We start from the raw sequence: 15179 nt of genomic DNA, 5'->3' as shown, positions 1-15179 counted from the left end.
TCAGCGTCGGCGCACGGTTTCGGGCACGCCAAGGTCGTGCTGCAGCCGCGTCGTCTCGCGCACCAGCAGATCGAGGTTGGAATCGCGCACCGTGGGCAGGCGTGCGCGGGCCTGACGGACCTGCTCGAAATCGAGCGTCGCGGTCGTCAGGCCCACGGCTTCGTCCGCGCAGGCCATCGTCGTTCCAAAGGCGTCGACGATCCGGCTGCCGCCCCAGAACGACATCTCGCCCTCCTGCCCCACGCGGTTGGCGAAGAGCATCGGCATCCCGTAGACCATGCTCGAATACCGACAGGCGATATCCCAGCTGCCGGGGTTGTCGAACGTCGCCCCCACCGCCTCGCGCGCCGAGGACACGGGTGCCAGCAACAGCGTCGCGCCGTGCAGCGCGGCCAGGCTGATGAGCGCGGGGTTCCACAGATCGTTGCAGATGAGCGTCGCTGCGCGCCAGCCTCCGCCCAGATCGAAGGTCTCGATATAGCGGCCGGGCGCGAAATGCTTGCCATCGTCGAGCTGGCCATAGGTGGCGAGGTTGATTTTGCGGTGCAGATGGATGACCCGTCCGTCGCGCACCGTGATCGCGGCGTTGTAGAACTGCGCCGCCGGCCCCTCCTCGATCAGGCCGAAGGTCGTGCACATCGGCCCCGCCGCCTGCGCCAGCCGGGTGACGAAGTCATGATCGCGCGCGATCGCCATCTCCAGCGCCAGATGCCCGGCGCTGTGACCGGTCAGGCTCATCTCGGGAAAGAGCAGGCAATCGACCCCGTCGGATCGCGCTTCGGCGATGACCTCAAGGTGGTCCTCGACGTTGCGCTCCAGCTTCCCCAGATGCGAATCGACCTGCGCGACCGCCACCTTCACCTTGCCATTCTCCATCCGGCACACTCCACGTCCACGAAAACGGGCCGCCGCGGAATGCGACGGCCCAACGCCTGTTCCTAACGGTCAGGCCGCGATCAGAGAAGGCCCTGCTCGGTCAGGAAGGCCGTCGAGACGTCCTCGATCGACATCTTCTCGACGTCGACTTGCGCGTTGAGCGCCTGCATCGTGTCGTCGGTTAGCAGGCCCGACATCGCCTCTAGCGGCTCGCGCAGGCCAGGGTTCGCCTCCAGCGTCTCGGTGCGTACGACTGGGCAGATCGAATAGGCCGGGAAGAAGCCCTTGTCGTCCTCCAGCACGCGGAAACCAAAGCCGGCGATGCGCCCGTCGGTGGCAAAGACGAGCGCGACATCGACCTGATCCTCGTTGAGCGCCTGGTAAGTCAGGCCCGAATCCATCGATTTCAGGTTGGCGCGGCCGACTTCGAATTCGTACGTCTCCTCGACGCCCGGCAGGCCATCGGGCCGGCGGGGGAACTCGGCGTTCACGGCAACGTCGAGCGGATTGCCATCGTTGAACGAAGCGGCCATGTCGGACAGCGTGACGATGCCGTCGGTCGCCTCGTCCTCCCCCTGCACGGCGAAGGCGTAGGTGTTGTTTGCGCTCGAACACGCCAGCCAGGTCAGGCCCTTCTCGGCATCGAGCTCGGTCACGCGGGCGATCGTGGCATCCCGGTCCAGCTTCTCGGTCACCTCGTTGTAGGTGATGAGCGACGTACCGGTATATTCCCAATAGACGTCGACCTGCCCGTTCTCCTGCGCCTGACGCAGGACCGTGGACCCCAGCCCGTCGCTCTTTTCGGCCTCGAAGCCGTTCGCTTCCAGCAGTTGCGCGGTCATTTCGGCCAGCAGAAGCTGTTCGGTGAAATTCTTGCCACCAACGACGATCTCTTGGGCTACGACCGGCGCGGCGACCAAAGTGGACGCCAGAAGCGCTGCGGCCAGGTTCAGTTTGGTGTTCATCATTCTCTCCCGGATCAAGCGATCCTGTTGGTTGTATATGGTTGGGAGGCCGGTGCGGGGCGCGGCGCGGCATCCTTAATTAGGCTAGCGGCATCGGACGCACCGCTTGTACGGATATCGACCAAAAGACGTTAGATTTCGCCATTTGCCCGGAGAGGCGCTTCGCGATGATCCCGACCTAACTGCGACCGCAGGGGGCACAGATCAGGTCCTGGAACGTTGCTAGTCCATCCCCACGACCCAGCCCGTCGATGGCCCGCTCGATCGCCATCGCCCGCTTTGGTCCCAGCACCGGCTCCGCATTGGCTTGGAACTTGGCCCGCACGTCCGCAATCGATGCCGGATCCTCGGGATCGCCCTTCGCCTCCATCCGGCCCGAGACCAGCCGTTGCCCGCTCCGCAGGATCAGCGTGACTTCGGCGAAGCGGCGGGCGGGAAAGGCCGCATTGAAGGTGTCGCTTTCGCGCACGATCATTCCGTCGGAAAGACGCCGGACCTCCGGGGCCGTCCGACCCTCTATCATGATATCGCCTGGGCCGACGCGGCCGTGCACCATGGCGACGGCACTCGGGTAACACGTGGAATACTGCGCCTCCTCGGTCGTGCGCGGCGCTCGTGTCGCAAGGCGCACGGCCTCGTGGAAGGTCACGATCTCTATGCGCTCCACATCCTCGGACGTCAGGCCGTGGCTGATCCGCAGATCCAGGATCCCCTGGATCGCCGGCTGGGCCCACCGGCAGACGGGAAAATGCTTGAAATACTGCTCCTCGATCCGCCAGAGCCGCCCCAGGTCACCCCAAAGGTCTGCGACGTCGGCACCCTCGACGGTGAGCGCGGGGGCACCTGTAAAGCCATCCTGCGCGAGGTAGGCGGCCGAGACACCCGCCATCGCGCCCCATCCCGATCCGTCCTTGACCATGGTGGGGTGGTCTATGGCGCGCATCATCTGGCTGCGCGGCCCGTGGTATTCCGCAATGCCGAGCGCCTCCCGCGTTTGCGCCACCCCGAGTCCCAGTGTACGCGCCCCAAGGGCCGCTGCCGCGACCGCGACCCAGGCCCCGGAGGTATGATAGTCGCTGGCCGTGCGGTGCAACGCGATGCCGGTGCGCGTGCCGATTTCGTAGCCGACGACCAGCGACGCGAGGAACGCCCGATCGTCGTCCATGGCTTCGGCTTGGGCGAACGCATGGAGTGCCGGAAGTACGCCGCATCCGACGTGGCCTTTGGTGAGCTTATGTCCATCGTGGCCATCCATCGCGTCGATCGTCATCCCCCCGGCAAGTGCTGCGCCCACCGGACTGGTGGCGCGACCGTCGAAAAGCATCCTTGCCTTTCGGTGGCCCGGGGCGAAATGTTCGTATGAATGATCCTTTATGATCCTCGACAGCCTTGTCTGGCTTCCTGCGACAGCCACGCCGATCAGATCGAGAAGCCACTTTCGTCCCGTTTCAAGAACGTCGTCCGGAATGCCAGCGATGTCGGTGGAATGCAGAAAATCGATGAAGTGGCGCGGCATCTGCCTTGGCCCTTTCTCGCATGGAAACCGGTCGGCACGTCATTCAAGCCTGGCTCGATATTGGCATTCGCTATCTGGTCTGTCGAAGGTGTTTACGACACGGCATCTGCCCGGATGCGACAAGACCCTATGCTTCTCGCCCGCGCTGATTGCGACAAAGAACGACCTTGACCAGATCGTGGCCTCGGTGGATGGGGCACTGGGGCGGGTGTTCGGTTAAGGAACAGGTGCCTCACCCTCGCTGGGGTGAGGCATGGCCGGGGTAATGTCCGCTGAGCGGACTCCGAAGCAGCCGCTGACCGACACTTGTCGAAGGTCCGCTTTTCAGAATTGCTAAACCGCGCGAACCGTTACGGCCACTGGATCGCCGGCATCGGAAGAAGCGTCCGTTTCAGCTACGCAGTAACGACCGGGAGCAGCGCGTGCGTTCGCGCGCCGTCGCCGAGATCCACAAAACTACTCATCATCGTTCCCTTCTTCCATTTCCCGGACAAGCCTGAATCCCCGGAGTTCTGACCGGTTTTCTTCAGGAATAGACCCCCGCGCGCCAGGACGGGTAAGATACATGTTGGCCAGAAATGCACTCCCCTTGATCACTCGGCGGCAAGACTGTGCGGCACGCGCGTCGGCGAGATAGGCCGACGCCGTCTGCAGCCCCAGATGGCGATCCGAATAGCAGGACATGGTCTGTTCAGTGGCGTTGCCGGACATGTGCCGCAAGCCCCAGCCATTTGCCGCGTCGAGCGCATCGACTGGCACCGGGCGCTCACGAGGGCCCGGTGCAGGCCGGGGCGGCTCGGGGCGGTCCTCGGACCGGGCCGTGGCCGCCTCCGAGTAAGCCGCCTGCGCAGGCGTCAAGCGGTCGCCCTGGGCAAAGGGGGTCGTTGTACCGGCTCGGGCGGCAAATTCCCATTCGGCTTCGGTGGGTAGCCGATAGACCTGCGCGCCGACGCGCGCGTTGAGCCATTCGGCGTACTGAAGGATATCGAAATAGGAGATGTTCAGGACCGGATGCCGCCCGGAAACGTCTACCGGACTTCCAGCGTAGCCGATCTCAGTTGGCGGGATATGATCGCAGCCATCCGCCTCCACGCAGGCCATCCATTCGTCGTAGGTGACTTCGTTCCGACCCATGGCAAGGGGAAGATCCATTTCGACGCGGTGGACAGGGCCCTCGAAGTCGTTGCCCCGCCGTTCCCCCGACGGCATACGCCGCCCGGAAACGAGGACGGACTCCCACGGCTCCGCGCCCATGGTGAATGGTTCCTGAGGCAGGGCAATCATCTCGGGGCAGACGTCGCATTCGCGAAACGTCTCCAGCCGAGCAACAACTTCCCCGTCCGAAAGAGTATAGGTCTGCGCGGTCGCACCCGTTGCGATCGCCACCACTGTCGCCGCGAGCATCCCGCCCTTGGCCCGCAGGCTTCGTCCCAATTTCTTCATGAAAGCTCCACATCGATCCTCGCACCCTCTAGAGTAAAGGGTGGTGATGCGGACAGAGAGCGCAAGGCCTTTGAAACGATCCCGGACGAGGGTCCAGGTGATGTCGGAAGGGGTCTTGTGTCGCTGCAAAATAAAAGCAGTCGTTAATGAACCTCGCAGCATCGGTCACTTTGGGCTCGAACCAGACATTCGGCCCCTCACCCAACCTTCACCACCATCTTGCCGAAGTTCCGCCCCTCCAGCAGATCCCCGAACGCCTCGGGCGCCGCTTCCAGCCCCTCGACCACCTGTTCGCGGTAGTGGACGGATCCGTCCTCCAGCCATCCGGTCATGTCCTTCACGAAGGCCGCGTGCTCGGTGGCCCCGAACGTGTCGAAGATGATGAACCCCTGCATCTTCACCTTCTGGCGCAGTACCGTGCTCAGGATCTGCGGGCTGCGGTCCGGCCCCTCGGGCAGACCCGTCAGGTTGTACCACGCCACCATCCCACAAACGGGAACCCGCGCGAACGGATTCAGGAGCGGCAACACACCGAAGAGCACGCGCCCGCCCACGTTCTCGAAATAGACGTCGATGCCATCCGGGCAGGCATCCTTGAGCTGGGCCTCGAAATCCTCGGCCTTGTGGTCAATGCAGGCGTCGAACCCCAGGACGTCGACGGCATGCGCGCATTTCTCGGGCCCGCCCGCGACGCCGACGGCGCGGCAGCCCTTGATCCTGGCGATCTGCCCGACAGTCGCGCCCACCGGGCCCGTTGCGGCGGCCACCACCACCGTCTCGCCCGCCTTCGGCTCCCCGATGTTCAAAAGCCCCGCGTGCGCCGTGAACCCCGGCATGCCAAGGATGCCCAGATGCCACGACGGATGCGCCGGATCCTTGCCAAGGTTTACGACCTGCGTGCCGTCCGACACCGCCCAATCCTGCCAGCCGCTGCCGGCGAGCACGTGGTCGCCCGGCGCGAAGCCGTCCACGTCCGACGTCACGACCTGGGCCACCACCTGCCCGGTCATCACGCCGTCGATCACGACCGGCTCGGCGTAGGATTTCGCATCGCTCATCCGGCCGCGCATATAAGGGTCCAGCGACAGCCAGACCGTGCGCAGCAAAATTTCGCCCGCACCCGCCTCGGGCACCGGGGCAGTCTCCTGACGCAGGGTGTCGGCATTCGGCGCACCCTTGGGCCGTTCGGCCAGGACGATGCGGCGGTTGACGTCATTCGATTGGCCCATGGGGTCCTCCGGCTGCGGTGTGGGAAAGATGTCCAAAGATCACCCCAGCCGCCCCGCGTCAAAGGTGCCGTGGCAAACACCCGCTCTTCTAAGTCCAGGCGACGCTCGCTATAGGTCCAGACATGGCCATCGCCGTCGAACAATTCTTCCTCGACCCGTCCTACCGCGGCACCCTCCAGCGGCAGCTGCAGGAACGCGTGACGGACGCCATACTCGCCGGACGGTTCCGGCCGGGTGAACGGTTGCCGTCGTCGCGCGGGCTGGCCCGTCACCTGGGCATCAGCCGGATCACGGTAACGCTGGCCTATACCGATCTCGTCGCCAACGACTATCTGTCGTCGCGCGGCCGCTCGGGCTATTTCGTCTCCGACAGCGCGCCGCGCCCGCCCAGCTTTCCCATTCCCGTCCGCACCGCGTCGACCGTCGACTGGACCCGCGCCATCGGGCAGCGGATGCCCGAACCCAAGATCCTCAACCGCCCCGAAGATTGGCGCGGCTACCGCTATCCGTTCATCTACGGTCAGACCGACGCCCGGCTGTTCGATCACCAGAACTGGCGAAAATGCGCGCTGCAGGCGTTGGGCACCCGCGATTTCGCGGCCCTGACCGAAGACAGCTACGGCCGCGACGACCCGCAGTTGGTGGATCAGATCATCCGCCACATCCTGCCACGCCGCGGCATCGTCGCCGACCCGTCCGAAGTGCTGGTGACCATGGGTGCGCAGAATGCGCTGTGGATGCTGGCGCAGGTTTTGCTGACGCAGCGACGCACCGCCGTGATGGAATTTCCCTGCTATCCGGCGCTGCGAGAGATCCTGGAACAATCGCGGTGCAACACGCTCGACGTCGCGGTCGACGGCCAGGGCCTGCCCCCCGAAGACGTGCCGCCCGATGCCGACGTCGTCTTCGTCACCCCGTCGCACCATTGCCCCACGTCCGCGACCATGCCCGTGGCCCGTCGTCGCGCCCTGTTGGAGCGGGCGGAGGCGCATGATTTCCTGATCGTGGAAGACGATTACGAATTCGAACTGGCCTTCACCAACGCCCCCTCGCCTGCGCTGAAATCCCTCGATCGCGCGGGCCGTGTCGCCTATCTCGGCAGCTTCGCCAAGTCGCTGTTTCCGGGGCTGCGGCTGGGCTATGTCGTCGCACCCGAGCCGCTGATCCGGGAATTGCGCGCCCTGCGGTCCCTGACGCTGCGCCACATTCCTGGTCACATTCAGCGGGCGACGGCCTATTTCCTGGCGCAGGGCCATTACGACGCGCAGGTTCACAAGATGGCGCGCGCCTACCGCGAACGTCGCGCCGTGACCGAAATCGCCATTCAGACCAATGGGTTGACCCTTGCGGGTGCCAGTGGGTTCGGCGGCTCCTCGTTCTGGATGCAGGCACCGGACGGTGTGCAGGCCGCGACGCTGGCCGATCGCTTGCGGGCGCGTCAGGTTCTGATCGAACCCGCCGGGGCCTTTTTCGGAACAGGCCGCGACCCCGAAACGCACTACCGCCTCGCCTATTCTTCGATCACTGTCACCGACATTCCCGAAGGCATCCGCCGCATCGCCGAGGAGGGTCGGGCCCTGGGCCACACCGCCGCGTGATTGCCCGACCGAGGTCCCTCCGTCTGGCCCTAGGCCGCGACATCCGTTGGACCTAACGAACCCTTGACCCCCGCCGTATGTTTGCGGCAAGCCAGAGACAAATCGAGACCTGAAGTCTCATTTTCGAACATCACCCGGAGGATAGACCCATGAAGATGACGACCGAAGAAGCCTTCGTCAAAACCCTGCAGGCCCACGGCATTCGCCACGCCTTCGGGATCATCGGGTCGGCCATGATGCCGATCTCCGACATCTTCCCCTCGGCTGGCATCACGTTTTGGGATTGCGCCCATGAAATGACCGCCGGGATGATGGCCGACGGCTACACCCGCGCCACCGGCGAGATGTCGATGATGATCGCCCAGAACGGTCCGGGCATCACCAACTTCGTCACCTCCGTCAAGACCGCCTACTGGAACCACACCCCCTGTCTTCTGGTCACGCCGCAGGCCGCCAACAAGACCATCGGCCAGGGCGGGTTCCAGGAAATGGAACAGATGAACCTCTTCAAGGATTGCGTCGCCTACCAGGAAGAGGTCCGCGACCCCTCCCGCATCGCCGAAACCCTCGCCCGTGTGATCGCCAAGGCCAAGCGTCTCTCCGGCCCCGCGCAGATCAATATCCCGCGCGATTTCTGGACCCAGGTCGTCGACATCGAAATCCCCGAGCCGATCGAATTCGAAGTCTCGCCCGGCGGCGAGAATTCCGTCGCCAAGGCCGCGGCCCTCCTTTCTGGGGCCAAGAACCCCGTCATCCTCAACGGCGCCGGCGTCGTCCTCTCCGAGGGTGGCATCGCCGCCTCGATGGAGTTGGCCGAGCGTCTGGATGCCCCCGTCTGCGTGGGCTATCAGCACAACGACGCCTTCCCCGGCTCGCACCCCCTCTTTGCGGGCCCGCTAGGCTACAACGGCTCCAAGGCGGGGATGGAACTCATCAAGGAGGCCGATGTCGTTCTGGCGCTCGGGACCCGTCTCAACCCGTTCTCGACCCTGCCCGGCTACGGCATGGAATACTGGCCCAAGGACGCGAAGATTATCCAGGTCGACATCAACCCCGACCGGATCGGCCTGACCAAGAAGGTCACGGTGGGCATCGTGGGCGACGCAGCCAAGGTCGCTACCGGCATCCTGAACCAACTGTCCGACGATGCCGGCGACGCGGGCCGCGCGGATCGCAAGGCCCGCATCGCGCAGACCAAATCCGCCTGGAAGCAAGAGCTGTCGTCCCTCGACCACGAGTTGGACGATCCCGGCACCACCTGGAACGAGCGGGCCCGCGAAGCGCGCCCCGACTGGATGTCCCCGCGCCAGGCCTGGCGCGCCATCCAGCAGGCCCTGCCGCGCGACGCGATCATCTCGTCGGACATCGGCAACAACTGCGCCATCGGCAACGCGTACCCGGACTTCGACAAGGGCCGCAAATACCTGGCCCCCGGCCTCTTCGGCCCCTGCGGCTACGGCCTGCCGTCGATCATCGGGGCCAAGATCGGTCAGCCCGACACCCCCGTCGTGGGCTTTGCGGGCGACGGTGCCTTCGGCATCTCCGTCAACGAACTGACGGCCATCGGTCGCGACGAATGGCCCGCCATCACGCAAATCGTGTTCCGCAACTACCAGTGGGGTGCCGAAAAGCGGAACTCCACGCTCTGGTTCGATGACAATTTCGTCGGCACCGAACTGGACATGAAAGTCAGCTATGCCGGCATCGCACAGGCCTGCGGTCTCAAGGGCGTGCAGGTCAAGACGATGGACGAGCTGACGGCCGCGCTGGACACCGCAATCAAGGATCAGATGGAAAACGACACCACCACCTTGATCGAGGTCATCCTGAACCAGGAACTGGGGGAGCCGTTCCGCCGCGACGCCATGAAGAAGCCCGTCAAGGTCGCCGGCGTGTCCAAGGACGACATGAACGTCGCTGCGGAGTGATCTGTTTCCAAACGATAATCCGGGCGGCGGCATGACGTCGCCGCTCCGGACCCTGCGGGACCGTGCCAAACGGTCCCGTCACCATGTCGTCCTGCCCGAAGGCACCGACCCGCGTGTGCAGGACGCCGCGGGACGCGCCGTGGCGGATGGCATGGCGCGGGTCACCCTGCTGGCCCCCGAAGGCACCGCCCTGCCCGACGGCGTCGCTCTGCGCGACCCGGGCCGTGCCGATCCGGACACCATGATCGACGCCTATCTGGAGGCCCGCGCCAAACGTCATCCCACCCGCGATGACGCCGCCGCCGCCGTTGCCGACCCGCTGACCCACGCCGCGCTGATGGTGCGCCGGGGCCTGGCCGACGGCACGATCGGCGGGGCCGTTTCCACCACCTCCGACATCGTGCGTGCCGCCCTTCAGATGATCGGCACCGCGCCGGGTGCCCCGCTGGTCAGCAGTTTCTTCCTGATGGTCCTGCCCGACACGTACCCCACGCGTCCGGGTGGTGCCATGATCTTCTCCGACTGCGGCCTCGTCATCGACCCCGATGCGGGCCAACTCGCCGCCATCGCCCATCAGGCCGCCGCCTCCGCCCGCGCGCTTCTGGGCACCCAGCCGAAGGTCGCCATGCTGTCCTTCTCCACCCGGGGCAGCGCCCATCACATGGCGGTCAACAAGGTCATCGACGCCCTCGAAATCGCGCGCGCCACCGCCGACTTCGCGATCGACGGCGAACTGCAATTCGACGCCGCCTTCGACGCGGACGTCGGCGCGTCCAAGGCCCCCGGCAGCGATGTCGCGGGTCAGGCCAATGTGCTGATTTTCCCAAATCTGGACGCCGGCAACATCGGCTACAAGATCGCCCAGCGGATCGGGGGGTGCACCGCCATCGGTCCCGTCCTGCAGGGCCTCGCAAAACCGGCGAATGACCTGTCGCGCGGCTGTACCTCCGACGACATTCTGGACATGATCGCCGTCACCTCCGCCCAGATCGATGCCAGCAAGGGAAAGACCCCATGAACCAGCCCAAGCTGAACCTGTCGCCCAAAGTCTCGGACGAGGTGCGCAAGACCACCTGCTACATGTGCGCCTGCCGCTGCGGCATCGACGTGCACATGGTCAAGGGCAAGGTCGCCTATATCGAAGGCAACCGCGATCACCCCGTCAATCGCGGCGTCCTCTGCGCCAAGGGCAGCGCGGGCATCATGCAGCACAACGCGCCGTCGCGCCTGCGCAACCCGATGAAGCGCGTGGGCGAACGCGGCGAAGGCAAGTTCGAGGATATCACCTGGGACGAAGCCTACGACATCGCCGCCAAGTGGCTGAAACCGATCCGCGAAACCGACCCCAGCAAACTCGCCTTCTTCACCGGCCGCGACCAGTCGCAAAGCTTCACAAGCTGGTGGGCGCAGGCGTTCGGCACCCCCAACTACGCGGCCCACGGCGGCTTCTGCTCGGTCAACATGGCCGCGGGCGGCATCTACACCATGGGCGGCGCCTTCTGGGAATTCGGGCAACCCGACTGGGACCGCACGAAGCTCTTCATCCTCTTCGGCGTGGCCGAAGATCACGACAGCAACCCGATCAAGATGGGCCTCGGCAAGATCAAGAAGAACGGGGCCAAGGTCGTGGGCGTCAATCCCGTCCGCTCGGGCTACAACGCCATCGCCGACGACTGGTTCGGCATCACGCCGGGCACCGATGGCCTGCTGATCCTGTCCCTCGTCCATTGCCTGCTCAAGGCCGGCAAGATCGACCTGGAATATCTGCGCGATTTCACCGACGCCCCGGTCCTGATCGACGCCGACCCGAAATCCCAGACCCACGGCCTCGCCCTTCTGGACGACGATGGCCACAAACTGGTCTGGGACCGCACCGAAAAACGCGCCCGCTGCTACGACGCCCATGACGTGAACCCTGACCTCGCCGGCGTGTGGGAGGTGGACGGCATCCGCCACCGCACCGTGTTCCAGCACATGGTCGACAAGTATCTCGACCCCCAGTACGCGCCCGAAGCCGTCGCCGAGCGCACCGGCATCCCCGCCCCCCGCATCCGCGCCCTGGCCGCCGAAATCGCCCGCGTCGCCTTCGACGAGGCGATCGAACTGGACATCCCCTGGACCGACTTTCGGGGCCGCAGGCACAGCAAAATGACGGGCCGCCCCGTCTCGATGCACGCCATGCGCGGTATCAGCGCCCATGCCAACGGGTTTCAGACCTGCCGCGCACTTCACATGCTCCAGATCCTCATCGGCAGCGTCGAAACCCCCGGCGGCTTCCGCTTCAAGCCGCCCTACCCTAAGGCGGCCACCGCGCACCCCAAGCCCCACTCCAAGGTGACGCCCGGTGCCCCCCTCGACGGCCCACACCTGGGCTTCGTGCACGGCCCCGCCGACCTCGCGCTCAAGGACGACGGCACCCCCGCCCGCATCGACAAGGCCTTCACCTGGGAAAACCCCATGTCGGCGCATGGCATGATGCACATGGTCATCTCCAACGCCCATGCGGGCGATCCCTACAAGATCGACACCCTGTTCATGTACATGGCGAACATGGCCTGGAATTCCTCGATGAACACGTCGGGCACCATGAAGATGCTGGCCGACAAGGACGACAACGGCGACTACGTCATCCCGCACATCATCTATTCCGACGCCTATTCATCGGAAATGGTGGCCTTCGCCGACCTGATCCTGCCCGACACGACCTACCTGGAACGCCACGACTGCATCTCGCTCCTCGACCGTCCCATCTGCGAAGCCGAGGCCGCCGCCGATGCGATCCGCTGGCCCGTGGTCGAGCCTGACCGCGACGTGAAGGGCTTCCAGTCCGCGCTCATCGATCTGGGCGCTAAACTTGGCCTGCCGGGCTTCGTCAAGGACGACGGCAGCCAAAAGTTCAAGGATTACGCCGACTATATAGTCAGCCACGAACGCCGGCCCGGCATCGGCCCGCTCATGGGCTTTCGCGGCAACGGCGACGAGATGGGACGCGGCGCGCCCAACCCCAACCAGATGCAGGCCTATATCGACAACGGCGGCTATGCGATCGCGCACATCCCCGAAGAGGCGCAGTTCTACAAACCGTGGAACAAGGCCTATCAGGACTGGGCCGTCGAGATCGGCCTCTTCGACAAGGCCGCTCCTTACCTCTTCACGCTCTGGTGCGAGCCGCTGCGCCGGTTCCAACTGGCCGCCGAGGGGCACGGCGACCGCCAGCCGCCCGACCACTTGCGCGACCGCATCAACGCGACCATGGACCCCCTGCCAATCTGGTGGGACGCCACCGCGGATCACGGCGGCGCGGACGACGGCTTCACCGTGAACGCGCTCACCCAGCGCCCCATGGCGATGTATCACTCCTGGGGCAGCCAGAACGCCTGGCTGCGACAGATCCATGGCCGCAACCCGATGTATCTGCCGACCGAAATCTGGGAAAAGCACGGCTTCGCCGATGACGACTGGGCCAGGGTCTCCTCCCCCCACGGCGAGATCACGGTGCCGGTGGCCCATATGCCCGCGCTCAACCACAACACGATCTGGACGTGGAACGCGATCGGCAAGCGCAAGGGGGCCTGGGCGCTCCACGATAACGCGCCCGAAACGAAGGAGGGGTTCCTCCTCAACCATCTGATCCACGAGTTGATGCCGCCCAAGAAGGACGGGATGCGCTGGTCCAATTCCGATCCGATCACCGGTCAGGCGGCGTGGTTCGACCTCAAGGTCAAAGTCGAGAAAGTCGCCGCGCCCGCCGACCTCACATCGAAGCCGGAGACCGGGAAACAAACCAGCCCCGTCGGCACCGGGCCCGACGCTCTGGCATGGCAGATCAAATGACCGCACAGAACTTGCAATATTACCCGCCCACGGTGCGATCCGATACGGGTGACGCAGATCACCCACAGATCACCCGTGGATCACCCCTGAAATCCGCCGCCCTTTTTCGACCGACGGAGGCCCTTCGATGACCGCCCTTCCCACCACGACGCAGAAGAAACTCGGCCTCGTCATCGACCTGGACACCTGCGTCGGCTGCCACGCCTGCGTGACAGCGTGCAAAGGCTGGAACACACAAAACTACGGCGCGCCCCTTTCGGATCAGGATCCCTACGGCGCGGCGTCCGGCACGTTCCTCAACCGCATCCACAGCTTCCAGAGCCAGCCGGAGCCTGTGAACGACGTCCCGCAACTCGCTCAAACGACACATTTTCCCAAATCCTGCCTGCACTGCGAAGACGCGCCCTGCGTCACCGTCTGCCCCACAGGGGCCAGCTACAAACGGGCCGAGGACGGCATCGTTCTGGTCAACGAAGACGCCTGCATGGGCTGCGGGTTGTGTGCCTGGGCCTGCCCCTACGGCGCGCGCGAAGTCGATCAGGTGGCGGGCGTGATGAAGAAGTGCACCCTCTGCGTCGACCGTATCTACAACGAGAATATCGAGGAGGAGGAACGTGTTCCGGCCTGCGTGCGCACCTGCCCCGCCGGTGCCCGCCACTTCGGTGACCTGGCCGACCCCGACAGCGACGTGAGCCGGTTGGTCGCCGAACGCGGTGGTATGGATCTGATGCCCGAACAAGGAACTAAGCCGGTAAATCAATACCTTCCGCCACGTCCCCGCGACACGATCCAGGCCCCAATGGCGGGCGAGGAAGACATTCTCGCCCCCTTCCTCGCCCCCGTCGCGGAAGAACCCGCAGGCTTCATGGGCTGGCTCGACCGCGCGCTGGAGAAGCTCTGATGAACCCCGCACCGTCCGTCATCATCTTCTCCACCCTGTCAGGCGCGGGCTTCGGGCTTTTGTTCTTTCTGGGGCTGGGCTTACCCACCGTCACGGGTTTCATCGCCTTCGGATTTTACCTGATCGCCTATCTTCTGGCGGTCGGGGGCTTGCTTGCGTCGGTGTTCCACCTCAAGAACAAGAAGAACGCCTGGAAATCCTACAGTCAGTGGCGGACGTCGTGGCTGTCTCGCGAAGGGTGGTTCGCCGTGTCGGCCCTGCTTTTGATGGCGATCTACGCTGGGCTTCAGGTGTTCCTCGACACGACCGTGGCGACGATCGGTTTTCTCGGCGCGGCGCTCTCGCTTTGCACCGTGTTCTCGACGGGCATGATCTATGCCCAGCTCAAGACGATTCCACGCTGGAACCAGCCGGCCACGCCCGCCTTCTTCGTGACCGCATCGCTGGCCGGGGGCGCGCTGTTGTCGAACAATCCGACGCTGGCGAACATCCTGTTGATATTATTGGGAATTGTCGTCGGATTCCACTGGTGGAAGGGTGACAGCCGCTTCGCCGAAGCCGGATCGACGATCGGGACGGCGACGCAGCTTTCGGGCAAGGTTTCCCTGTGGGAAAAGCCGCACACGGGCGAAAATTATCTAACGCATGAAATGGTTTATCAGGTGGCCCGCAAGCACGCCGTCAAACTGCGCATCATCGCGATCGTTTTGATGACGGTTGTGCCGGTTCTGCTGGTGCTGATCTTCGGCGCGCATCACCTGCCGGTCCTGCTGGCGGTCGTCTCGCATCTGATCGGCCTGTTCGCGCAACGCTGGCTTTTCTTTGCAGAGGCCGAGCATGTCGTCGGACTGTATTACGGCGCGCATACCGCCAAGCAGGCGACCTGATC

The 15179-nt window shown here is 64.8% G+C and carries 11 protein-coding genes; 6 read left to right on the top strand and 5 right to left on the bottom strand.

Features of this window, described 5'->3' with window-relative positions; all coding sequences use genetic code 11:
- The 5 genes from JDO7802_RS12475 to curA form a co-directional block, all read right to left on the bottom strand.
- A complete protein-coding gene (locus tag JDO7802_RS12475; RefSeq protein ID WP_055086056.1) occupies positions 1-876 on the bottom strand; it encodes a nitrilase-related carbon-nitrogen hydrolase in 876 nt (291 codons plus the stop codon).
- A gap of 80 nt (positions 877-956) precedes the next feature.
- Positions 957-1841 (bottom strand): glycine betaine ABC transporter substrate-binding protein, encoded by an 885-nt coding sequence (locus JDO7802_RS12470; RefSeq protein ID WP_083481243.1) that lies wholly within the window; start codon positions 1839-1841, stop codon positions 957-959.
- A gap of 178 nt (positions 1842-2019) precedes the next feature.
- Positions 2020-3357 (bottom strand): MmgE/PrpD family protein, encoded by a 1338-nt coding sequence (locus JDO7802_RS12465; RefSeq protein WP_055086052.1) that lies wholly within the window; start codon positions 3355-3357, stop codon positions 2020-2022.
- A 456-nt stretch (positions 3358-3813) separates the two neighbouring features.
- On the bottom strand, positions 3814-4800 hold the full coding sequence (locus JDO7802_RS12460; protein ID WP_055086050.1) for a formylglycine-generating enzyme family protein: 987 nt from the start codon (positions 4798-4800) through the stop codon (positions 3814-3816).
- Between the two features lie 197 nt (positions 4801-4997).
- Positions 4998-6029, bottom strand: coding sequence for an NADPH-dependent curcumin/dihydrocurcumin reductase (curA, locus tag JDO7802_RS12455; RefSeq protein WP_055086049.1), 1032 nt, complete (start codon positions 6027-6029; stop codon positions 4998-5000).
- A gap of 122 nt (positions 6030-6151) precedes the next feature.
- On the opposite strand from curA, the gene pdxR reads away from it, so the two are divergent.
- From pdxR to JDO7802_RS12425, 6 genes are all read left to right on the top strand, one after another.
- The gene (gene pdxR / locus JDO7802_RS12450; RefSeq protein ID WP_055086047.1) at positions 6152-7627 is read left to right on the top strand and encodes a MocR-like pyridoxine biosynthesis transcription factor PdxR; all 1476 of its coding nucleotides are present in this window, start codon (positions 6152-6154) and stop codon (positions 7625-7627) included.
- Between the two features lie 149 nt (positions 7628-7776).
- Positions 7777-9555: a sulfoacetaldehyde acetyltransferase gene (gene xsc, locus JDO7802_RS12445; protein ID WP_055086045.1), complete on the top strand. Its 1779-nt coding sequence runs from the start codon at positions 7777-7779 to the stop codon at positions 9553-9555.
- 31 nt (positions 9556-9586) lie between these two features.
- On the top strand, positions 9587-10573 hold the full coding sequence (locus JDO7802_RS12440) for a phosphotransacetylase (RefSeq protein WP_055086043.1): 987 nt from the start codon (positions 9587-9589) through the stop codon (positions 10571-10573).
- Positions 10570-13389 (top strand): molybdopterin oxidoreductase family protein, encoded by a 2820-nt coding sequence (locus tag JDO7802_RS12435; protein WP_055086041.1) that lies wholly within the window; start codon positions 10570-10572, stop codon positions 13387-13389. Before JDO7802_RS12440 ends, JDO7802_RS12435 begins: the two co-directional genes overlap by 4 nt.
- 127 nt (positions 13390-13516) lie before the next feature.
- Positions 13517-14290, top strand: coding sequence for a 4Fe-4S dicluster domain-containing protein (locus JDO7802_RS12430; protein WP_055086039.1), 774 nt, complete (start codon positions 13517-13519; stop codon positions 14288-14290).
- Positions 14290-15177: a dimethyl sulfoxide reductase anchor subunit family protein gene (locus JDO7802_RS12425; protein WP_055086037.1), complete on the top strand. Its 888-nt coding sequence runs from the start codon at positions 14290-14292 to the stop codon at positions 15175-15177. The genes JDO7802_RS12430 and JDO7802_RS12425 overlap by 1 nt, the downstream gene beginning before the upstream one ends.
- The last annotated feature ends 2 nt before the right edge of the window (positions 15178-15179 follow it).

The sequence above is a fragment of the Jannaschia donghaensis genome, assembly GCF_001403795.1.
Taxonomy (GTDB): domain Bacteria; phylum Pseudomonadota; class Alphaproteobacteria; order Rhodobacterales; family Rhodobacteraceae; genus Jannaschia; species Jannaschia donghaensis.
This window is presented reverse-complemented; position numbering and strand designations above follow the sequence as displayed.

Bases quoted from the DNA above. Each gene is read 5' to 3' on its own strand.
- JDO7802_RS12475 (WP_055086056.1), bottom strand. From the start codon at position 876: ATGGAGAATGGCAAGGTGAAGGTGGCGGTCGCGCAGGTCGATTCGCAT.
- JDO7802_RS12470 (WP_083481243.1), bottom strand. From the start codon at position 1,841: ATGAACACCAAACTGAACCTGGCCGCAGCGCTTCTGGCGTCCACTTTG.
- JDO7802_RS12465 (WP_055086052.1), bottom strand. From the start codon at position 3,357: ATGCCGCGCCACTTCATCGATTTTCTGCATTCCACCGACATCGCTGGC.
- JDO7802_RS12460 (WP_055086050.1), bottom strand. From the start codon at position 4,800: ATGAAGAAATTGGGACGAAGCCTGCGGGCCAAGGGCGGGATGCTCGCG.
- curA (WP_055086049.1), bottom strand. From the start codon at position 6,029: ATGGGCCAATCGAATGACGTCAACCGCCGCATCGTCCTGGCCGAACGG.
- pdxR (WP_055086047.1), top strand. From the start codon at position 6,152: ATGGCCATCGCCGTCGAACAATTCTTCCTCGACCCGTCCTACCGCGGC.
- xsc (WP_055086045.1), top strand. From the start codon at position 7,777: ATGAAGATGACGACCGAAGAAGCCTTCGTCAAAACCCTGCAGGCCCAC.
- JDO7802_RS12440 (WP_055086043.1), top strand. From the start codon at position 9,587: ATGACGTCGCCGCTCCGGACCCTGCGGGACCGTGCCAAACGGTCCCGT.
- JDO7802_RS12435 (WP_055086041.1), top strand. From the start codon at position 10,570: ATGAACCAGCCCAAGCTGAACCTGTCGCCCAAAGTCTCGGACGAGGTG.
- JDO7802_RS12430 (WP_055086039.1), top strand. From the start codon at position 13,517: ATGACCGCCCTTCCCACCACGACGCAGAAGAAACTCGGCCTCGTCATC.
- JDO7802_RS12425 (WP_055086037.1), top strand. From the start codon at position 14,290: ATGAACCCCGCACCGTCCGTCATCATCTTCTCCACCCTGTCAGGCGCG.